At 45.2% G+C, this 20,926-nt stretch carries 17 protein-coding genes; 9 read left to right on the top strand and 8 right to left on the bottom strand.

All coding sequences use genetic code 11. From position 1 onward, the window contains the following. Positions 1 to 5 precede the first annotated feature (5 nt). From XZ46_RS26245 to XZ46_RS26235, 3 genes are all read right to left on the bottom strand, one after another. Complete coding sequence (locus tag XZ46_RS26245; protein WP_006622617.1) at positions 6 to 680, bottom strand: SDR family oxidoreductase; 675 nt, start codon at positions 678 to 680, stop codon at positions 6 to 8. Positions 681 to 1,085: 405 nt separating this feature from the next. Next, positions 1,086 to 2,009: an SPFH domain-containing protein gene (locus tag XZ46_RS26240; RefSeq protein ID WP_006622618.1), complete on the bottom strand. Its 924-nt coding sequence runs from the start codon at positions 2,007 to 2,009 to the stop codon at positions 1,086 to 1,088. 81 nt (positions 2,010 to 2,090) lie between these two features. Beyond that, a complete protein-coding gene (locus XZ46_RS26235) occupies positions 2,091 to 2,519 on the bottom strand; it encodes an NfeD family protein (RefSeq protein WP_006622619.1) in 429 nt (142 codons plus the stop codon). Positions 2,520 to 2,664: 145 nt separating this feature from the next. Between XZ46_RS26235 and XZ46_RS26230 the strand changes: the two genes are divergently transcribed. Next, complete coding sequence (locus XZ46_RS26230; RefSeq protein WP_048895316.1) at positions 2,665 to 4,650, top strand: 4-Cys prefix domain-containing protein; 1,986 nt, start codon at positions 2,665 to 2,667, stop codon at positions 4,648 to 4,650. Positions 4,651 to 5,458: 808 nt separating this feature from the next. Here XZ46_RS26230 and XZ46_RS26225 read toward each other — a convergent pair. Together XZ46_RS26225 and XZ46_RS26220 are read right to left on the bottom strand one after the other, a co-directional pair. After that, complete coding sequence (locus XZ46_RS26225; protein ID WP_006622624.1) at positions 5,459 to 6,628, bottom strand: AbrB family transcriptional regulator; 1,170 nt, start codon at positions 6,626 to 6,628, stop codon at positions 5,459 to 5,461. 124 nt (positions 6,629 to 6,752) lie between these two features. Further along, complete coding sequence (locus tag XZ46_RS26220; RefSeq protein ID WP_006622625.1) at positions 6,753 to 7,214, bottom strand: peroxiredoxin; 462 nt, start codon at positions 7,212 to 7,214, stop codon at positions 6,753 to 6,755. A gap of 189 nt (positions 7,215 to 7,403) precedes the next feature. Here XZ46_RS26220 and XZ46_RS26215 point away from each other — a divergent pair, with 189 nt between their 5' ends. The 6 genes from XZ46_RS26215 to XZ46_RS26190 all read left to right on the top strand — a co-directional run bounded on the left by XZ46_RS26215 (position 7,404) and on the right by XZ46_RS26190 (position 13,916). Beyond that, a complete protein-coding gene (locus XZ46_RS26215; RefSeq protein WP_046318911.1) occupies positions 7,404 to 8,993 on the top strand; it encodes a B12-binding domain-containing radical SAM protein in 1,590 nt (529 codons plus the stop codon). 84 nt (positions 8,994 to 9,077) lie between these two features. After that, positions 9,078 to 9,770: a deoxyribose-phosphate aldolase gene (gene deoC, locus XZ46_RS26210; protein WP_008056169.1), complete on the top strand. Its 693-nt coding sequence runs from the start codon at positions 9,078 to 9,080 to the stop codon at positions 9,768 to 9,770. Further along, a complete protein-coding gene (gene recO / locus XZ46_RS26205) occupies positions 9,770 to 10,666 on the top strand; it encodes a DNA repair protein RecO (RefSeq protein WP_006622628.1) in 897 nt (298 codons plus the stop codon). Before deoC ends, recO begins: the two co-directional genes overlap by 1 nt. Positions 10,667 to 10,751: 85 nt before the next feature. Next, the gene (locus tag XZ46_RS26200) at positions 10,752 to 11,825 is read left to right on the top strand and encodes a HindVP family restriction endonuclease (RefSeq protein WP_008056171.1); all 1,074 of its coding nucleotides are present in this window, start codon (positions 10,752 to 10,754) and stop codon (positions 11,823 to 11,825) included. 17 nt (positions 11,826 to 11,842) lie between these two features. Then, the gene (locus XZ46_RS26195) at positions 11,843 to 12,787 is read left to right on the top strand and encodes a DNA cytosine methyltransferase (RefSeq protein WP_008056173.1); all 945 of its coding nucleotides are present in this window, start codon (positions 11,843 to 11,845) and stop codon (positions 12,785 to 12,787) included. A 631-nt stretch (positions 12,788 to 13,418) separates the two neighbouring features. Beyond that, positions 13,419 to 13,916, top strand: a complete 498-nt coding sequence (locus tag XZ46_RS26190) for an ATP-binding protein (RefSeq protein WP_006622631.1) — start codon at positions 13,419 to 13,421, stop codon at positions 13,914 to 13,916. Positions 13,917 to 13,962: 46 nt separating this feature from the next. On the opposite strand, the gene iscB is transcribed toward XZ46_RS26190, so the two are convergent. Beyond that, entirely contained in the window at positions 13,963 to 15,234 is a 1,272-nt protein-coding gene (gene iscB, locus XZ46_RS26185) for an RNA-guided endonuclease IscB (RefSeq protein ID WP_048895315.1), read from the bottom strand. A gap of 309 nt (positions 15,235 to 15,543) precedes the next feature. Next, a complete protein-coding gene (locus XZ46_RS26180) occupies positions 15,544 to 15,810 on the bottom strand; it encodes a DUF6439 family protein (protein ID WP_006622633.1) in 267 nt (88 codons plus the stop codon). Positions 15,811 to 15,851: 41 nt separating this feature from the next. Here XZ46_RS26180 and XZ46_RS26175 point away from each other — a divergent pair, with 41 nt between their 5' ends. After that, positions 15,852 to 16,235: a sll0565 family protein gene (locus XZ46_RS26175; RefSeq protein ID WP_006622634.1), complete on the top strand. Its 384-nt coding sequence runs from the start codon at positions 15,852 to 15,854 to the stop codon at positions 16,233 to 16,235. A 4-nt stretch (positions 16,236 to 16,239) separates the two neighbouring features. Here the strand turns inward: XZ46_RS26175 and mtnA are convergent, their stop codons facing one another. Further along, a complete protein-coding gene (gene mtnA, locus XZ46_RS26170; protein WP_008056181.1) occupies positions 16,240 to 17,346 on the bottom strand; it encodes an S-methyl-5-thioribose-1-phosphate isomerase in 1,107 nt (368 codons plus the stop codon). A gap of 89 nt (positions 17,347 to 17,435) precedes the next feature. Between mtnA and gcvP the strand changes: the two genes are divergently transcribed. After that, positions 17,436 to 20,375, top strand: a complete 2,940-nt coding sequence (gene gcvP / locus XZ46_RS26165; protein WP_008056182.1) for an aminomethyl-transferring glycine dehydrogenase — start codon at positions 17,436 to 17,438, stop codon at positions 20,373 to 20,375. Positions 20,376 to 20,926 lie beyond the last annotated feature (551 nt).

Below are 20,926 nucleotides of genomic sequence, written 5' to 3'. Positions count from 1 at the left end.
GATGATTATATATCCAAAACCTCAAAATCTGTTTGACCATAGGCCATTTGGCGATCGATAGCTGAGAGAATTTTATTATTAGCCTGATCCGAGTGCAAGCAGGCGCAAGCCAAAGCCGCCACATCAGCGCGGTGGATAGTTCCCGCGACTCGGTAATCCTCCGTTAGCACACCATTTCCCGTCGCTGGTTCGGACTTTAACCCTCCCGGACGGATAATAGTATAGGTGAGGCCACTATTAATCAGATGTTCCTCGGCTTTTTCCTTTTCTATCAAGACTGATTTCAGGGTTTCCATAGCCTGGGGAGGGAGAGCTACAGCACTTTGACCGCTACCAATGGAGGAAATTAGGATAAATTTTCCTACATTAGCTTTCACGGCTGCATCAATCAGGTTACGATTCCCCAAATAATCAGCCCTTTGACCGTCTTTCGGTAAACCGCCAATGGTGCTAATCATGGCAGAAATAGCCGGCCCGTCTGTCACAGCCTGTTCAACGGCGGCCAGATCGAGAGCATCTCCCATGACAATTTCAATCCCCATTCTTTCGAGTTCTGGTCCGCTGGATGGCGATCGTAATAATGCCCTAACCTTTACTTGTCCTCCCCTCAGACAATTGGCAATTTCCCGACCTACACCCCGACTCGCACCCGCGAGAAAAATACAAGATTCAGAATTCATCTATTTACTAAAATCGTTTATCAATTATCCATTATCAATTATCCATTATCCCTTGTCCTCAAATACCCCCAAATATAATTTTTGCTAATTTTTACGACTCAATGGATTTAAATTTCAAAATATTGTTAAGAATTAATACAATTTAATTGAAAATATCTCGCAAATAGTTGACGAGATTATAGGGGTTATGGTATCATCGGATAAATCGTTACCAAGGGCCTCTTGTGTCTAGGCGCAAAAAAAAAGCCTAAAGCCCCGATTATGTCGGGGTTAGGATTATTCTACGACCAAAATTAAAAATTCACGATGCACGAGTTTTGCGGGACTAAGGCGATCGCCATTTTTAGGAGTCTTGACAAAAACCACATTGTGTGCATATCTGAATCGTCGATGGGGATCAGTGAATTAAGAACTAGGGGTATCAGAAATCAGAGATCTCATACCTTCGAGAGTGGCGGGGATAGATCGCGGGTCCATAAACATGACCTTGCTGCTATCACTATTACCGATAGTAGCTCCCATCTCAATATAGTTTTGGGCTAACAGATATTGCAAGGCTTCCCGTGCTTCCGGGTCACTTTGGAGAGTCTTAGTTAGAATTTGGATAGCTTCCGCCGTCGCATGGGCTTTGAGAACCTGAGATTGACGTTGTGCTTGAGCCTCGAGTACCACAGCCTTTTGTTGAGCTTCAGCAGCTAAAACTTGCGCCTCAGCCCGACCTTTAGCGGAGTTAACAGCAGATTCTCGTTCTCCTTCGGAAGCCAGAATAGCAGCGCGTTTTTGTCGTTCCGCAGACATCTGCAATTCCATAGCATCCATTACCGCCTTAGTAGGGCAAATATCGCGCAATTCCACCCGTGTGACTTTCACACCCCAGGGGTCAGTAGCGATATCCAATTCCCGCAATAGCATTTCATTAACTTCTGTGCGCGCGGTGAAAGTTTGATCAAGTTCTAGTTTTCCCATTTCGGAACGGATCTGGGTTCGCACCATATTTTCCATAGCAGCCTGTAGGTTATTCACCTTATAGCAGGCTTTTTCCAAATCCATAATCCGCCAATAAACGACAGCATCAACGCTAATGGAAACATTATCGCGGGTAATACATTTTTGGGGAGGAATATCAAGGACTTGTTCCCGGACAGTTTCCCGATAAGCCACCCGATCCAAGAAAGGGACAAGAAAGTTTAAACCCGGATCTAAGGTACGGCCATTATACTTACCGAGGCTTTCGACTAAGGCTTTATCGCCCTGATTAATAATTTTGACAGAACCTGCCAGTGTCGAGCCACCGAAGAGTAAAATAATGATCAAAAATAGCTGTTCCATGGTTGATTTTCCTCTAGTGTTAAATTCGGATGAGCATATTTCTACAGCTTGACCAGGATAGACTTCTGACCAATCAAGTAGTTAGGAATTGATTAACTTTTCAGGAACGACAATTAAGGTATTTCCTTCTCGATTGACAACCAGGACCTTTTGTCCAGGAGCGATCGCATATTCTCCCTCGGAACGTGCCCGCCAAGAAATCCCATCATAAATTACCCGTCCGGTTTGTCCCGGCAAAATTTCGGTCAAAGTTTCAGCCTCTGTGGCTTCTTCCAGGATAGCAACCCGACGGTGTGGCAATAAACGGCGCATTACCATTATAGATGCCACGGATAATATCATCCAGAGAGCTATTTGTATGGGAACATTAGGCAAGATCAAAGAGATCGCAGCCACTACCAAGGCACTTACGCCCATCATAAACTCGACAAAGGCCGTAGGAAGAAATAACTCCATCAAACATAACACGGCCCCGGCCAGCAACCAAACGAGTGTAGGATTGGCAAACATCGATTTAACAAGCCTCCCGGTAATTTAGGGCGCTAGAGTTGATAGCGCAAATTTGATGATTAATGGATTGCTATGATCAACAGGAGCTACAATCATTTTATATTTGATTTTCCTGGTTGAGTCCTATCGGCAACATATCTTCAGAGTGTCTTTACATAAACTATTGCAAATCAGCAGTTCATCACCACCCCCGATCTACTGCACGAACCCGGTCTGTCCCAAACCTAGCAATGTCTTGGGAGAGCAAATCTGTGCTACCTGTGAGACACCGTTAACCTATCGCTATTTGTGGGCGGTGGGTTCTGCGGCTCAGTCCATGCAATCGGGACAAATAGTTGGAAACCGCTACTATGTGACGGCGCCCCAAATTTGGTTGGATACTAAGCCAGGAGTCCCTCCGGTGCTTCCCGATCGCTTATCTGATGCGATCGCATCCTATTTGTATCTGTATCCTTACCACCTCCATATTCCCAGCGTCTATGGGGTTTACAACTTGACTGCTGCTGAGGATATGGTTGAGATTGTGCTTCTGGATAATATCCCCGTTGATGATCGCGGCAATTTATACCCCTCGTTGGTAGAAGCATGGCCGGAAGCCACAGCAGTCCGTCAAGTTTACTGGCTATGGCAGATTCTACAATTGTGGATTCCTCTGTGTGAGCAGGGAACTACCTATAGTTTACTAATTAAGCATAACCTGCGAGTAACTGGGTGGCGGGTACGATTGCGGGAGTTACATCAGCAGGGTAAGATACAACCAACCCTACGAGATCTGGCTGAGTCTTGGTCAGTTTTGATTGAAACTGCCCATCAGAGAGTCCGCCAGCCTTTACAGGATATTGTGCAAGTCCTACGCCATAGCCCAGAAGATGCCATAGAAGCGATCGCCACTCAACTTAACCAGATCTTACTAGAACAAGCATCTGAGTTGCCCTTACATATAGCAGTAGCAGGTCAAACAGATGTGGGTATGATGCGATCGCATAATGAAGATTGTTGCTACCCCACAGCTACCGATCTCAAGCAAACCGATATTTACCCCAATGACAGACTCATCCCCTACATGAGTTTAGTTTGTGATGGGGTGGCGGGTCATGAAGGTGGCGAAATTGCTAGTCAGTTGGCTGTCCAATCGATTAAGCCCTTGATTCACAGTTTCATCATGGAAGTTGAGCAACAGGAAACCCTACTTTCCCCCCTGATGATCGCCCATCAACTTCAGGAAATTACCAGAGTTGTTAATAATGTCATTGCCGCCCAAAATGATGAGCAGGAACGCTCATCTAAGCAGCGCATGGGAACTACCCTAGTTATGGCACTACAACTCCCACAACACGCTAGACGTGGCTCTGGTTTCGATTTTAACAATGCCCATGAACTTTATATTGTTAATGTCGGTGATAGTCGCGCCTATTGGATAACGCCGGAGTCTTGTCAACAGTTGACCATTGATGATGATGTTACCATCCGGGAAGTGCGTCTGGGTCGTGCTGTATACTGGGATGCTAAACAACGCCGGGATGGCGGCGCTTTAACTCAAGCCTTGGGAACCCGAGAGGCAGAATTTTTGCGCCCGGCAGTTCAACGGTTTATCATTGAGTCTGATGGTCTACTTTTGTTGTGTTCTGATGGACTCAGTGACAACCAATGGGTTGAGAAAACTTGGGCGGACTATGCGCCTTTAGTTTTACGGGGCGAAAAATCCCTAGAATCAGCGGTTCGGGATTTGATTGAGGTGGCTAATACTCAAAATGGTCGGGATAATGTTTCGGTGGTTCTAACTTATTTTGGGGTTTCTCCTCAAAAATTGGTTCTGGTCGAACCCACTGCGACCACTCAAGAGTCGCCACCCTTAGAGTCGGAATTTACAGCAGCATCACGCGCCTTGATGGAAGAAGAAGCTGTGACTTCTGTTGACAAGAGGGCTACTCGTCTCCAGCGATTGAAACAGGCTGTATTGATTCTGGCTTTATTGATTTTGGCGATCGCAGGTGGTTATTTAGTTTGGCGGTTAGTCTACCAAGACTCCCCCACAGACTCCCCCACGGAAACACCCACGGAAACACCCACGGAAACACCCACGGAACCCTCAACCACAGAAGTAGATTCTGCTACCTATTACATTTCCTAGGCGAACCCTCAGAGGGCGGGTTGATTTATCTTATCCCTAGGAGGGGAGGATATAGGCGAACCCTCAGAGGGCGGGTTGATTTATCTTATCCCTAGGAGGGGAGGATATAGGCGAACCCTCAGAGGGCGGGTTGATTTATCTTATTCCTAGGAGGGGAGGATATAGGCGAACCCTCAGAGGGCGGGTTGATTTATCTTATCCCTAGGAGGGGAGGATATAGGCGAACCCTCAGAGGGCGGGTTGATTTATCTTATCCCTAGGAGGGGAGGATATAGGCGAACCCTCAGAGGGCGGGTTGATTTATCTTATCCCTAGGAGGGGAGGATATAGGCGAACCCTCAGAGGGCGGGTTGATTTATCTTATCCCTAGGAGGGGAGGATATAGGCGAACCCTCAGAGGGCGGGTTGATTTATCTTATCCCTAGGAGGGAAGGATATAGGCGAACCCTCAGAGGGCGGGTTGATTTATCTTATCCCTAGAAGGGGAGGATATAGGCGAACCCTCAGAGGGCGGGTTGATTTATCTTATCCCTAGAAGGGGAGGATATAGGCGAACCCTCAGAGGGCGGGTTGATTTATCTTATCCCTAGGAGGGAAGGATATAGGCGAACCCTCAGAGGGCGGGTTGATTTATCTTATCCCTAGGAGGGAAGGATATAGGCGAACCCTCAGAGGGCGGGTTGATTTATCTTATCCCTAGGAGGGAAGGATATAGGCGAACCCTCAGAGGGCGGGTTGATTTATCTTATCCCTAGGAGGGAAGGATATAGGCGAACCCGCCCCTACATGAGATCTGGTGGAGAGTTGGTTATTCTTTTTTGTCAATCATCATCTGCTGTAAAATCCAGGGTACAATTAGCAGAATTAATAGCATTCTGGTCATCTGCATAGCCATGACCAAACCGGAATCTCCCCCTAGTTGTAGGACTGTGGCTATCATAGCGGTAATTCCGCCGGGGGTTGAGCCTAAAATAGCGGTCATGGTGTCAACTTTAGTAATTAGATGGAATATATATCCAACCCCTAAACAGCTTAAAATTAAAACTATGACTAAGATTACCTCAATTAATACGGCTTTGATTAACTTTTTGGCGGTGTTCCCATCAAATTTAAGACCGGTACCGAGTCCGACGAATAGCAAGCCGACAGTAAAGCCGAGGGGTGGCATTTCAAAGGTATAAGGTAAACTCCAAAAGCCAATTAATCCCGCCAAAAAAGGGCCGAGAAATAGGGAAGAAGGAAGCCGCAGCAAAGGTCCTAGCCACACTCCCAAACCGCCGCAGACGCTGATAATTAGCCAGTTAAGGAAAGCTGGGGCGTGGGGGGGACTAGACAGGGAAGTAGGGGAAGATAAGACTAATGGCATTTCTGGAAGTCCAGGGGAAGCAAACCAGAAACTAGCTAGGGTGGGGATAATTAAAGCGACTAGGAGAATGCGGATATATTGGAGGACGGCGACGGCGATCGCATCAGCACCCATTTGTTCACTGATAGCTACTAAACTAGGACCAGCACCGGGAATGCAACCTAAAAATCCGGTAGTGCGATCGATTTTCGCCCACCGCCATAATAGATAGCCATTACAGACACTCATGGCACCTGTTACTACAATACAACCTAATAGGGGTAAAGCGTAGGTTTTACCGAGTATCAAAGTTTCGGGGGAAAATCGAGTAGCAGTAGTTAAAGCAACGATCGCCTGTCCGACCAGGTTAAAAGACTTGGGTAAAGGTGTAGACTTCTGCCAAATTAGAGCCAATAAAATCCCGACAATCATCGGACCTATCAGCCATCCTACTGGCATATTTAAGGAAGCCAAAAGCCATCCTGCCATGATAGCGATCGTCATCTCAATTAGGATAACTCCCACTTTTTCCCCATTTAATAGTAACGTTTTTAACGGGCTTTCATGTATCGAAAAATCAAGATGTTTGGCGGTAAATTGCATGGGAATAAAAGCAGAGCTATTAATTTTCATTTCATGACTATCTATATAGAATGGTTCAATGTAATTCTGAGAAAGCGGAGGATAAAGATTTTAATAAATACTAATCATACCAGGGCGGGCATTATAGCCCGCTCGAATTTTGCCCCAAGTCCACCTAGACAGCAGACATAGAACGCAAAGTTTTTAAGGCTTCATCCACATGACCTTTAAAATCCAACATGGAATCAAAAATGTGACGGACTACCCCTTGATTATCGATTACATAAGTCACCCGACCGGGAAGTATCCATAAGGTGGCTGGAACTCCGTATAATTTCCGCACCTGATTTCCCTTATCACTTAACAGAGTAAAAGGCAAATTATACTTACCGACAAATTTCTGATGTTCATCGGGGGAGTCCGCACTGACTCCGATAACTTCCGCCCCAGTTTCCTGAAAAATCGTGTAACTGTCCCGAAAGGCACAGGCTTCGGCCGTGCATCCTGGGGTATCATCTTTAGGGTAAAAATAAAGCACTACTGCTTTGTTACCCCGAAAGTCTTTGAGGCTAACCGATTCCCCGGTCTGGGAGGTTAAAGTAAAATCGGGGGCGAGGTCTCCAACTTGAACTGGCATATTTGCGATATCCTGTAACTTAACTTTAGCAAAAATGTTAAATTTTGTGTGCCTTTGTTATGATATCGCGGAATCTATCCTGCGGAAACCTAATTAATGGAAACCTATTCCCCCAGGTTCCATGCTGCACGATTCTATAGTTCCGCGCCCAAAAGCGATCGCCATATTAAACAATGAGGTATTGATTAAATGCGAGTTTTACTAATTTATCCAGTGTTTCCTAGAACCTTCTGGTCCTATGACAAAATTCTGGAACTGGTCGATCGCAAAGTCCTGTTACCTCCCCTAGGGCTGATCACCGTAGCGGCGATTTTACCCCAAGAATGGGAATTTAAGTTAGTCGATCGCAATATCCGACCCGTCACCGAAGCCGAATGGGAATGGGCGGATCTAGTCATTCTCACCGCCATGATCGTCCAAAAAGTCGATCTGCTGGCACAAATTCAGGAAGCCAAACGCCGAGGTAAACCCGTCGCTGTTGGTGGACCTTATGCCACCTCAGTCCCTGGTGAAGTTGCAGCCGAAGCAGATTATTTAATCCTGGACGAAGGCGAAATCACCTTACCCCAATTTGTCGAAGCCATTAACCGGGGAGAAACCAGCGGCACTTTCCGATCGCCAGAAAAAGCTGATGTTAGCACTACTCCAGTTCCCCGTTATGATCTGCTGGAATTGGATGCTTATGACTCTATGTCCGTACAGTTTTCCCGTGGCTGCCCCTTCCAATGCGAATTTTGCGATATCATTGTACTCTACGGGCGCAAACCCCGCACCAAAAATCCTGAACAACTCCTCAAAGAATTAGATTATCTGTATGAATTAGGATGGCGGCGGGGAGTGTTTATGGTCGATGATAATTTTATCGGCAATAAGCGCAATGTTAAGTTATTGCTAAAAGCCCTCAAGACTTGGCAAATTGAACATCAATATCCTTTCCGATTTAATACAGAGGCATCAGTGGATTTAGCCGCCGATGAAGAACTCATGGATATGATGGTTGACTGTAATTTTGATGCGGTATTTTTGGGTATTGAAACCCCGGACGAAGCTAGTTTGGCTTTAACTAAAAAATTCCAAAATACCCGTAGTTCTTTAAGCGAATCTGTCGATAAAATTATCCGGGCTGGCTTGCGACCAATGGCGGGATTTATTATCGGTTTTGATGGCGAAAAATCTGGGGCGGCTTCCCGGGTGATTGAGTTTGTAGATCAGGCTGGTATTCCTACTGCCATGTTGGGGATGTTGCAAGCCCTCCCCAATACCGGATTATGGCATCGGTTGGAGAAAGAAGGACGCTTACTAGCGGATCGGGAAAATATTAGCCAACACGCTACTAACCAAACTATGTTAATGAACTTTATTCCGACTCGTCCGGTTGAAGAAATTGCCGCCGAATATATCCAGGCTTTTCGGACTCTCTATGAACCCGATCGCTATTTAGACAGAACCTATAACTGTTTCCTGAAATTAGGCGCACCTCGCAGTAAAACCCCTTTTAAAACTCCTGAATTGGTGGATTTACGGGCTTTGGCAATTATTATTTGGCGACAAGGAATTAAGCGATCGACTCGGTGGAAATTCTGGCATCATTTATTTGGTATTATTCGCCATAACCCGGCGGTTTGGGAACATTATTTAACGGTCTGCGCCCACAATGAACATTTCCTCGAATATCGCGACATCGTAACTGCTGAAATTACTCAACAACTAGAGACTTTTAAAAAAGTGGAGTCGGCGGAATTGCCGCCCGCCGAACTTTTATCAGAAGTTACAGCTTGAATTGATTAGTTATAGGGAGCAAATTTGCTCCCTATGATTAACTTAAAATTCTGTCAAATCTATTATCCTTAACCATAGCATCCTATGATGAGAGAATCCTACGATGATCTTGATATTGCGCCCCTAATTGACCATACTTTATTAAATCAGATGGCTTCTGATGAACAAATCCAAAAGTGTTGTGAAGAAGCGGATCGATATAATTTCGCTTCCGTTTGTATCTTCCCTGGTTTTGTCAAACTGGCGCGGGAACTCCTGCAAAATAAAAGCCCTAAAGTTTGTACGGTAATTGGGTTTCCCTGTGGTGCGAATACTTCCGCCGTGAAACTGTATGAAGCCTTAGAAGCGGTCGAAAATGGGGCGACTGAGTTGGATGTGGTGATTAATTTAAGTTGGTTAAAGTCGGGAAAAACTAATGAGTTGAACCGGGAATTAGCCGAAATTTGCGAGGAAACCGGAGTGGTGGTTAAAGCCATTTTGGAAACAGCCGTTTTGACAGACGCAGAAAAACGTCTGGCCGCGGAATTGGCTATTGATGCGGGGGTTACTTATCTCAAAACTAGCACGGGATATTATGGAGGTGCGACGGTCGAGGATGTTAGGTTACTCAAGCAAGTAGCGCGGTCTCAGGTGGGAATTAAGGCTTCTGGAGGTATTCGCACTTATGATCAGGCGATCGCACTTTGGGAGGCGGGGGCGACCCGTTTAGGTACTTCTGGAGGGGTACATATTATCCGCAACCCGCGCCATCAACTCAACCAAGAAAATCAGGATTAATGAGTCGTACTTATAAAGCTACTGGGATTATTTTAAAGGCGATACCTCTGGGAGAGTCCGATCGCCTATTAACTATTTTAACACCAGAATTTGGTCTGATGCGAGTGGTAGCACCGGGGGCGAGAAAATCGCGATCGCGTCTGGGGGGGACTACGGGTTTATTTGTGGTTAATCAGTGGTTAATTGCCAAAGGGCGATCGCTTGATAAAATTACTCAGGCGGAAATTATCAACTCCCATAGTGGACTCGCTAAAAATTTGGGTAAATTAGCCGCTGGTCAATATTTGGCTGAATTGGTTCTTAGTCAAGCCTTGAGTGAACAACCTCAACCGGAACTCTTTTTGCTATTGTCAGAACATTTAGACCGCCTAGAAGGACTTCCTAATACCTCTACAGAGGAAAATGCGATCGGTATAGTCGCCCGTTTAACTCATGGAATTTTTCACCTCTTAGCTTGGGCGGGAATTGCTCCCCAGGTCCAGTTATGTTGTCTAACTCAACATCCTTTAAACCCTAATTTTAGCGACCCTAATTGGTTGGTAGGGTTCAGTTTAGCGGCTGGGGGTATCATTAATTTAGTCGAATTATCCCGCATTACCAGCCAACATAATGACCATCAATCATCCTCAGTTTCCGAAGCAGGTGGGCGTTATCTAACTGAGGAAATATCCATCAAAATTGATGCGCGTCTAGCAGCAGAACCCTTGGCAATTCTTCAACATTTAGCCCAATCTGAATTAACTAATCTCTGGAATACCTATCAACCATCAGCTTGGATAACCGTGGAAAAAATACTACGCCGCTATGCTGAATATCAGTTTGCTCGCTCGATTCAATCTGCCTCTTTAATTGACAGTTGGCTATTGAATTGTTCCCCTACTAATTGGTGTCAATAACTAGGACTGATGATTGATTAATCATGGTTTCGGTAGCTGGTCGATTTTGGTTATATTTTGGATAAACGATTCAATCATAATAAAAATGGTTAAAAAGCAGCCTAGCTTATTTGGGATAAGATATTATAATCGCGATTTCTTACAAAAAAAATCCTGGGGTAAAAATTGTTTTAATTCATCTTTTCCGACAGCTTTATGTTGCTATTTGCATGAGATCAATCTTGAAAATATCTATATTAAAGTAAATTCTAACTTAGAGATTGAGCATACAACTATTGCCACCGAAGATGTTTTTGGTATTAATCCTCAATCGGATCTAGCATTTTATGCTTTTGAATCACAATTTACACCCTATCAACAATATTTAATTGGTACCCTTCCCAGAGTTGATTTAGTTACGCAAACTAACGGACTTTGTTTGCGTGCTATGGAAATTAAACTGACCGCATTACCAGATAATACAACTTGCGAACTACCTGAAAATCAGTACGGATGTGAAATTGTAGTACGACCCGATACTATTGTTTATTTAGCCTGTAGCATAGCCTCTAATCTTCGGCAACAAGGAACTAATATGGCGGAATTACTACAATTAACATTTCCACAGGATTTAGATTGGACAGAACCCCTATCAGTAATTCCTTATGTCTCAACTATGATAGAAGCGATCGATAACTTAATGAGCCACATTGTTTCAGTTCAAAAACCATTTTTAATGCAGCCAATTTGGAAAACTCAGGGAAAGTCTCCCCAATTGTCTACTAACTGTTTAGATGTATTTATTTGGAGTGATATTTCCTTTAGTCGATTATTTATCAATTTGGCTCAACAAGAAATAGAAAACTTTGGTCAAATCATCAAAATTTCCAGATATACACGAACAGTAATTTGGCTATTTAAAATGTTAAGTGATTTTGGCGATCGCGGATTATTTGACCATGTAAGCATTATTGATTCCTGCTCATACAACACCAAAAATGATAAAGCATTTGCAGTCAATGGAAAAATAACTCACGAATATATGAACTCAGAGTCTTTGCGACAACCAAGAATCCCTAAGCAGGAAATCAAAAATATTATTTTAGGAGATGGTCAAAATTTACTGAGTCCCGAAAGAAGGTTTGATGCTATAATATACAACTCACCAGATTTATTTTGACTATAAATTTGTGAACTATGAGAACTATAGATTTGTTTGCTGGATGTGGTGGATTATCTTTGGGATTTGAAAATGCTGGATTTGATATTAAAGCTGCATTCGAGATATGGCAGCCAGCCATTAAAGTTTATCAACGTAACTTCAGACATCCCATTTTTCAAGTTGATTTATCTGAAGAAAGCGTGATACATACTCTGCGAGAGTGTAAACCAGAAGTCATTATTGGTGGTCCCCCATGCCAAGATTTTTCCAGCGCGGGTAAAAGGGATGAAAGTTTAGGACGTGCTAACTTAACTATCAATTTTGCTCGCATTATTGCTTCTATTAAGCCTCGCTTTTTTATGATGGAAAATGTTTCCAGAATCACCAAGAGTCAAACTCTTAAAGTGACTTGGCAAATCTTAAAAAACAGTGGCTATGGTTTGACTGGCTCAGTTTTGGATGCTAGTTATTGTGGGGTTCCACAAGCCAGAAAACGATATTTTCTCATCGGTGAACTAGAAGGAAAAGACAATTTTTTAGAACCTTATTTGTTCAAAAATTATGCCTCTAAGCCGATGACAGTTTTTGATTATCTAGGTTTGAGTTTGGGAATTGAGTATTTTTATCGTCACCCAAGAAGTTATCAAAGGCGAGGAATTTTTAGTATCTATGAACCTAGTCCCACAGTGCGAGGTGTAAATCGACCTATCCCTAAAACTTATCAAAAACATCAAGGCGATGCCTGTGACCTCAATCCCTCTCTACGACCACTAACTACTATGGAAAGAAGTTATATCCAAACCTTTCCTAAGTCTTTCAAATTTGAGGGGAGTAAATCTGACTTGGAACAGATGATTGGCAATGCGGTTCCCGTCAAATTAGCTGAATATGTGGCAGGTTCTCTTCTTAAATATATTGAAGATGGTTATAATCACGTTGGGTCTCACGATTCCTATATACAACTTAGCCTCTTTAATTGACAGTTGGCTATTGAATTGTTCCCCTACTAATTGGTGTCAATAAATTAACGGGAAGTTATATCATAAATGTGGGGGGGGGACAAAATTATGATTAACTTGCCATTAACTATGGTATAATCTTTGCCCGTCTTGAAAATCCTAGTTATTCCGTGCATGGGGTTGACAAAATACTAGATTTATGCAGTGAGGCGATCGCTAAAATCGGCAATTTAGTATCTGATGATACAGTAGATTATGGCGGATCAGTTCTATGTAGGATATCAATTCTCAGGGGCTGCCAGCAGTGGGAATGTTGCTCCCCAATCACTGATTTATGAAAAGGGTGATCTCCGAAGATAATTAATAATGATAACTAAGGAATAGATAATACCCTAATGCAAAACATATTCGGGGGTGGGGTCAAAAGTACCACATTGGCCAAACCAGGCAATGAGTCCTTGTTACTATCATTAGATTTAAAGACAATTGCAGATTATTTTTGAGGAAATTTGCATTTTCCGGATTTTTTTGCTAATATTAATTTAGGGACGGGTACTTAAACTTAAACAACAACTTGATTCAACATAAGTGGAGTATTCACAACTATGCAGTTGATGAAAATAGTTCACCTGAAAGCCTGGGAGTTTTCTAAGTGATTGCCATATCATCACGTCCGGTTAAACGTAACTGGGTCACAATTAGCTTTGCTTCTACACTCTATCTGGGATCGATTTTGGATTTACTTCTCGCCGAAATCCCCTCGGAGTGCCAAGATGAAATCAGACTAGGACTACAAGAAGCCCTAGTTAATGCTGCCAAACACGGCAATAAGCTAGATCCCAGTAAAACGGTTGTCGTTCGTTTTGCGATCATCAATAATCAGTTCTGGTGGTTGATCTCAGACCAAGGACGGGGATTTAAACCCCCATCCTGTGGCTGTAGCTTGTCAGCAGTGGAAACTAATGATAACTGCTGGGATGACCCAGAACTACCCCATGATGAACATGAATGCGGACGAGGATTGTATATTCTTGAGCAAATATTCGATCGCGTGGAGTGGAACCAAGATGGAACCGAACTAATCCTAAGTAAACAAATCCCCGCTATATCACGTAAACCTCTTGGGAGCGTGGAAGCCCCGTGTCTTTAGACCGGGGAGGAAACGCGACAGGGGGACTTTAGTCCCCGTCAATCTTTCAAGCATAGGCGTAACCATCCTTCCTGTGAATGGGTTGGCAGTATTTGTGGCTGATGCCTGCCACCCGTACCGAAGCGGTGGTAATATCAAAACTACCAGACGCACGGCAGAGAACCCGTCCTAGATATGAGCCAATTTTCTTCCCCGCTGTGACCAGTGCCGTCACCATGTCGCCAGTCTGAAAGCCTTTATGAATTTGCCTCCTGGAGCGGTGACGATTCGGGAATCCGTACTTATTCGTCCCGCACATCTGACGGGTTCCATGCCCCTTTGCTAAAATCAGCAACGGTTTTGAAGTCAGAACTTCGAGTGATTCGACTGGTCCAACACAGGCAGCATCAAGCCAGTGAGCTTTAGGTAGGTTGAGCCTCAGTCGATTGAACTTCGTTTGTCCGCCCGTTCCTGTGGTAACTGGGAGTCCTGTTGCTTTGAGAGCCTTGAACAAGGCCCATCGGGTCGAGTTAACGGCAGCCGCATCTTTAAGGGGTGATTTGGCCTGCCTGAGAAGACGACTCAGGACATCAGGCTGGCCCGATAAAAAATCCCGAATGTCCCCATTGCCTTTGGCTTGATTGCATGAGTGGCAAGCCATCGTCAGGTTAGAAACCCGGTCAGAGCCACCCTTAGACCGAGGCTGGATATGCTCAACTTCAAGTGGTACATTTTGAGCCCCACAGTAAGCACAGGTTCTGTCCCACTTGAACAACAGGTATTCCCTGACTTCATAGCCTTGTAATTCTCCCTGCTGATACTCAACACCTGATATCTCAGGGTTTTCCATCAATTGCAGGTCGAACCGTACTAGCTCTTGAGCAATGCGGCCAACTGGGGCAAGTCTACGAAATCGGTGAACCCAGGTCATTAGAGTATCTACTCGATGCTGCCAGCTGGGAGCTAACCAACCTTCGGGACGAGTCCGATTCAAGAACCGAGCTGGTCGATATCGGGTCTTGCGGTTTCGTCGAGAACGTCGGAGTTGACGACGAGAGAGCAATGCTTCTTTAATCTGCTGTCCTCGGTGCTGCAACTCGGCAGCAAAGATAATATGATTCCCTTGCTTCAAGGCAATTCCAGTGACTTTAGAGCCTGGGTCTAATTTGAGTTCGAGGGGTTCAGGATTAGCGTCAACCTCCTTGTTTAGAATAATGGTGAATGGGTAGCGTCGAAATACCGATGCTTTCCCGGCTTTGAGCAGTGATCGTGCCATCCCTGGCTTGCACGGTGTCAGGGGCTTGCGGTTGGTATCTAAAACGAAAATATGGTTAGACATTGTTGCGTCTGTTCTGATTGCTCGTAACGTTTGCTTCGCTAATGTTCAGAGTCGGTACTTTCCAAATCGCACTGTCTTAACCCCTTAGAACTGTTTAACGATTTGGTTCTAGTGCCTGGAACTAGCACGCATTCCAGGGTAGGAACTTTAACTCTTGCTCGCTCACGTAGCCAGTTAAGGCTTAAGCTGGTCAGCTACCTGAAATCGGGGGGCACGAAGCCCCCGTGCTTCAGCCGGGGGTGCTGACAGTCTAGTCGAGGCTGGTAGCCCTATCTGTGGAATATTTGATTCAACAACCCATTTCGGGGATCATTTAGAGCCATGAGTAGGACATGGAGGTGCAGAGATGGACCTATCTAACCAACCGATCGCCTGTTGTAATCTGGGGATAGCCTCAGATGGTTCATCCTTGAGCAAAAAAATCAAAGCCGCGGCCACCTGTTCCCGAGCCCGAGCATTACGATTAGATTTGAGACGATGCCAGTCCCGTTCAGAAATAGCCAGATGTTCAGCTAGTTTCTGGGCTAGTTGCAAAGTCTCGGCATTATCAATTTTGGTTGAACTAGAATGAGTCATGGTGATTCTATATTTGAAGTTGGGAGAATTTTCTAATCATTATGCCAAGAAATACCTCATCCCAACCTAACCCCAATGATTCTCAACTGAATCGGGACCAAGAGGAAATCGAAGAAGCCCTCGAATCTGCCTCGACAGCGATCGCCACCATACAAGAGAGGATAGCTCAAATTCAGCGCGATCGCCAACGTCAAGCCGAGCTGAAAAACCGTATTGACCAAGTGATCCCCCAACTCCAGCAGGTCAAATCCCAACAACTCAAGCAAGAATTAAAACAGCTTACCCAGGAACTAGAAGCCGTAGAACTCAACTTAGAAAGCAGCCTGTTTACCTGGGGTAGCCTCAAAGAACCCTTTTGGCAAGCAGTCCGTTTTGGGGGACTAGGGGTAGTAATTGGTTGGCTGCTGAAATCCTGTTCTGGTTAGACATTCAGCATTGATGAACCATAAGATTTTTGAGATCCCCAGGTGCTACAGCCCCATGTTCAGTAATAATTGCCGTAATTAACTCAGCCGGAGTCACATCAAAAGCCGGATTATAAAACTCCACACCTGGGGGACAAATAGCAGTCGAGCCAATTTGATAAACTTCTTTCGGGTCTCTTTCCTCAATAGGGATACCTTCCCCGCTCTGTAATCGAAAGTCTACCGTAGACAGGGGAGCAGCTACAAAAAAGGGGATATTGTGGGCGCGAGCCACCAAAGCCACATTATAAGTGCCAATTTTATTAGCGGTATCTCCATTAGCCGCAATGCGATCGGCACCAACGATCGCCGCATGAATTAACCCCAACTTCATACAGTGAGCCGCCATATTATCCGCAATCAAAGTCACCGGGATCTGATCCTGTACACATTCCCAAGTAGTTAATTTGGCTCCCTGTAGACGGGGGCGAGTTTCATCAGCATAGACCCGCCCCAAGCGTTGCGCCGCCTTACAGGATCGAATGACCCCCAAAGCCGTACCATAACCCGCCGTAGCCAAAGATCCCGTGTTACAGTGAGTCAAAATATTAAGCTGTTCGGGAGTTTTCGGTAAAACCGCCAGTCCGTGATCTCCGATCGCCTGACAAGTATTCAAGTCCTCAGCTTGAATTTGTTGAGCCGCAGCCAATAGCACCTGGGGAATTTCCGACACAGAAACCGAAGTTTCCCTAGCGGTTTTCAGCATTCTTTCAATAGCCCAAAACAAATTTACCGCCGTGGGGCGAGTATTCCCCAAAATCTCAGCCACCCCTTTAAGTTCCGCCAAAAACCCATCGCGATCGCTTTTTTGAATATCCCGCGCCCCCAAATACATACCATAAGCGGCCGCAATACCAATAGCCGGAGCCCCTCGGACAATCATAGTAGCGATCGCCCTAGCCATATCTTCATAGCGCTTAATTTCCACGATCGCATACTCATGACTGAGGCGAGTTTGGTCAATGAGTAAAACTCGATCCTCGTGCCAAATAACCGGATAAACCTTAGTTTCCATAGAGATTGTCACTTTATCATAGGGAACACCAGCGATCATCTGTTGTACACTTCCCATCAAGCCGCCATTGTACCCATTCAGGGATTTAGGGACTACAATTTGATGATTCTGTTTTAAATGATCTTTGTTGAATCAGTCGGAGTTTCATGCTGGATATCAATTTACCCGGTCCCACAAAATCCCCAAACCATAGTACATCGAATCTCAGCCATCCCCGTGATGGTCACATCAATAGAACCCCCGCCGATCAATTCCTCAACCGACATATCGGCCCCAATGACGCTGAAATTCAACAAATGCTGTCAGCGATCGGATACAACAGTATAGAAAGCCTGATTGATAATACCATTCCCCAAGGCATTCGTTTAAACCGCCCCCTGAACCTACCCACCCCCCTTACCGAACATCAGGCTTTAGTCAAACTCCGCGAAATTGCCAGTAAAAATCAAATTTACCGTTCCTTTATCGGTATGGGTTACTCCGACTGTATCACCCCCCCCGTTATCCAACGGAACATCCTAGAAAATCCGGGATGGTACACCGCATATACTCCCTACCAAGCCGAAATCGCCCAGGGACGCTTGGAAGCCCTACTAAACTTTCAAACACTCGTTATCGACCTAACCGGGCTAGAAATCGCTAACGCCTCCCTTCTTGATGAAGGGACCGCCGCCGCCGAAGCCATGACCATGAGTTATGGAATTAGCAAAGCCAAAGCCCATCACTTTTTTGTCTCCCAAGACTGTCACCCTCAAACCATAGAGGTCCTACAAACTAGGGCTAAACCCCTAGGTATTGAAATCATTATTGGAGATTTCCGCACCTTCGACTTTAGCGATCCAATTTTTGGGGCTTTATTGCAATACCCCGCCACTAATGGCGCAATTTACGACTATCGGGAATTTATCCAAACCGCCCATAACCATAAAGCCATTATTACCATGGCTGCAGATATCCTCAGCCTTACCCTACTGACACCCCCAGGAGAATTAGGCGCTGATATCGCCGTAGGAAGCACCCAGCGCCTCGGTGTTCCCCTAGGTTATGGGGGACCCCACGCGGCTTATTTTGCCACCAGGGAAGCCTTTAAACGCTCCTGTCCTGGTCGTATGGTCGGGGTTTCCATTGATAGCCAGGGTCAACCCGCCCTCCGACTCGCCCTCCAAACCAGAGAACAACATATTCGCCGCGATAAGGCTACCAGTAATATCTGTACCGCCCAGGTTCTGTTAGCTGTCATTGCTAGTATGTATGGGGTGTATCATGGACCACAAGGCTTAAAACAGATTGCTGAGAATATCCACGAGTTAACTATGATGTTGGCTACGGGTTTGCAAAAGTTGGGATATGCGATCGCCAATCATCACTTTTTTGATACCCTACAAGTTGAATTGGGTCATATATCCTCATCAGAAATTATCTCCCTCGCCCAACTCCGCCAGATTAACCTACGACCAATAGCCGATAACTCTATTGGTATCAGCCTAGATGAAACTACCACCACCGCAGATATTATTAATCTGCTGGAAATTTTTGCCCTGGGTAAACCCCTCAACTTTGGCTTAGAAGAACTTGCCATCAAATCCGCCATTCCCCCCCATTTAACTCGCACTTCTGCTTACCTCACTCACCCCGTTTTTAATAGCCATCACTCAGAAACCGAATTATTGCGGTATTTACAACGCTTAGAAAGTCGGGATTTATCCCTGACTACCTCTATGATTCCTCTGGGTTCCTGTACCATGAAACTTAACGCCACCGCCGAGATGATTCCTGTCACTTGGCCGGAGTTTGGTAAGTTGCACCCCTTCGCACCCAAATCTCAAACTCAAGGTTATCAGGTATTGTTTCAACAACTTGAGGAATGGTTGGCAGAAATTACCGGATTTGCTGGCATTTCTCTACAGCCTAATGCAGGTTCTCAAGGGGAATATGCTGGTTTATTAGCAATTCGTGGTTATCATCAAAGCCGAGGAGAAAATCAACGCCATATTTGTCTAATTCCTGAATCTGCACACGGTACTAATCCCGCTAGTGCCGTTATGTGTGGCATGAAAGTTGTACCTGTTAAATGTGACAGCCAGGGTAATATTGATATTGATGATTTGCAGCAAAAAGCTGAACAGCATCAAGACCAACTCGCTGCTTTGATGGTAACTTATCCCTCCACTCATGGCGTGTTTGAAGACGGTATTCGCCATATTTGTGACATCATCCACCGCTGCGGGGGTCAGGTTTATATGGATGGTGCTAATATGAATGCACAGGTAGGGTTATGTCGTCCCGGAGATTTTGGCGCTGATGTCTGCCACCTGAATTTGCACAAAACTTTCTGTATACCCCACGGCGGCGGGGGTCCGGGAATGGGTCCCATTGGGGTGATGCCACACCTATTACCGTTTTTACCCGGTCATTGTGTCGTGGATATGGGGGAAACTTACTCAGGCGGTGCGGTTTCGGCTGCGCCTTGGGGTAGTGCTAGTATTCTGGTCATCTCCTGGATGTATATTGCTATGATGGGGGCTTCTGGCTTGAAAAAAGCTACCGAGGTCGCCATTCTCAATGCTAATTATATGGCGCGTCGTCTACAGGGGGTTTATCCGATTCTCTACAAGGGTAACAATGGTACAGTTGCCCATGAGTGTATTTTGGATCTGCGATCGCTCAAAAAGTCTGCTAATATTGATGTGGATGATATCGCTAAACGACTCATGGATTACGGTTTCCACGCCCCTACTATTTCTTGGCCAGTGGCGGGGACTATGATGGTGGAACCTACAGAAAGTGAGTCTCTCGATGAGTTGGATCGTTTCTGTGCCTCTATGATTGCTATTCGTCAGGAAATTGCTGCCATTGAGTCCGGGGAGTTTGACCGGGAAAATAACCCCCTTAAACAAGCCCCCCACACCGCAGAATCTCTGATTGTGGGTGAGTGGAATCGTCCCTACTCCCGGGAAGTAGCCGCTTATCCCGCCGCTTGGACTCGCGACTATAAATATTGGCCGCCTGTGGGTCGCATTGATAATGCCTTTGGCGATCGCAATTTTGTCTGTTCCTGTGCGCCTATGACCGCTTATCAGGATTAAGCCATAACCCTCTCTCTCCCATTCAGTCATGGGGCTTATCTACCTGATACAGCCCCGGCTTCTGTGTTATTAAATTAAAAGCGATCGAAATTTTACCCTCCATCTTAACTGATCCTTTACAATGGTTTGTTAATTCTTTACATAATTTTCTTGATTTTCCCAGCTATTCACCCTTATGATGTGGTTAACTGCCTCAGCCAAGGGATTCGGTTTTAGCACCGCACTGGCTGCTGGGTGGTTTTTTATCGTTTCACCTCCAGCGTGAAATTCCCATGATAGTTTGATTGACTTTTCACTAAACCAGCCATTTTCCTACTATATCCTTCTTTGTAGCAAAATCAAAATTGGCAGTAGTTCAGTCAGCACCCCCGGCTGAAGCACGGGGGCTTCGTGCCCCCCTTTCAGGTAGCTGACCAGCTATAGCCTTAACTGGCTCCGTTCAGAGCAAGAGTTAAAGTTCCTACCCTGGAATGCGTGCTAGTTCCAGGCTCATGAACCGAATCGTTAAACATCTCTAAGGGGTTAAGGACGTGCGATTTGGATAGTACCGA

The sequence above is a fragment of the Limnospira indica PCC 8005 genome (assembly GCF_000973065.1).
Classification (GTDB): domain Bacteria; phylum Cyanobacteriota; class Cyanobacteriia; order Cyanobacteriales; family Microcoleaceae; genus Limnospira; species Limnospira fusiformis.
Note: the sequence above shows the minus strand (reverse complement) of the source record. Positions and strands in the feature narration are given on the sequence as shown.

Coding starts and splice junctions, on each gene's coding strand:
- XZ46_RS26245 (WP_006622617.1), bottom strand. CDS start 680: ATGAATTCTGAATCTTGTATTTTTCTCGCGGGTGCGAGTCGGGGTGTA.
- XZ46_RS26240 (WP_006622618.1), bottom strand. CDS start 2,009: ATGGAACAGCTATTTTTGATCATTATTTTACTCTTCGGTGGCTCGACA.
- XZ46_RS26235 (WP_006622619.1), bottom strand. CDS start 2,519: ATGTTTGCCAATCCTACACTCGTTTGGTTGCTGGCCGGGGCCGTGTTA.
- XZ46_RS26225 (WP_006622624.1), bottom strand. CDS start 6,628: ATGAAAATTAATAGCTCTGCTTTTATTCCCATGCAATTTACCGCCAAA.
- XZ46_RS26220 (WP_006622625.1), bottom strand. CDS start 7,214: ATGCCAGTTCAAGTTGGAGACCTCGCCCCCGATTTTACTTTAACCTCC.
- XZ46_RS26215 (WP_046318911.1), top strand. CDS start 7,404: ATGCGAGTTTTACTAATTTATCCAGTGTTTCCTAGAACCTTCTGGTCC.
- deoC (WP_008056169.1), top strand. CDS start 9,078: ATGATGAGAGAATCCTACGATGATCTTGATATTGCGCCCCTAATTGAC.
- recO (WP_006622628.1), top strand. CDS start 9,770: ATGAGTCGTACTTATAAAGCTACTGGGATTATTTTAAAGGCGATACCT.
- XZ46_RS26200 (WP_008056171.1), top strand. CDS start 10,752: ATGGTTAAAAAGCAGCCTAGCTTATTTGGGATAAGATATTATAATCGC.
- XZ46_RS26195 (WP_008056173.1), top strand. CDS start 11,843: ATGAGAACTATAGATTTGTTTGCTGGATGTGGTGGATTATCTTTGGGA.
- iscB (WP_048895315.1), bottom strand. CDS start 15,234: ATGTCTAACCATATTTTCGTTTTAGATACCAACCGCAAGCCCCTGACA.
- XZ46_RS26180 (WP_006622633.1), bottom strand. CDS start 15,810: ATGACTCATTCTAGTTCAACCAAAATTGATAATGCCGAGACTTTGCAA.
- XZ46_RS26175 (WP_006622634.1), top strand. CDS start 15,852: ATGCCAAGAAATACCTCATCCCAACCTAACCCCAATGATTCTCAACTG.
- mtnA (WP_008056181.1), bottom strand. CDS start 17,346: ATGGGAAGTGTACAACAGATGATCGCTGGTGTTCCCTATGATAAAGTG.
- gcvP (WP_008056182.1), top strand. CDS start 17,436: ATGCTGGATATCAATTTACCCGGTCCCACAAAATCCCCAAACCATAGT.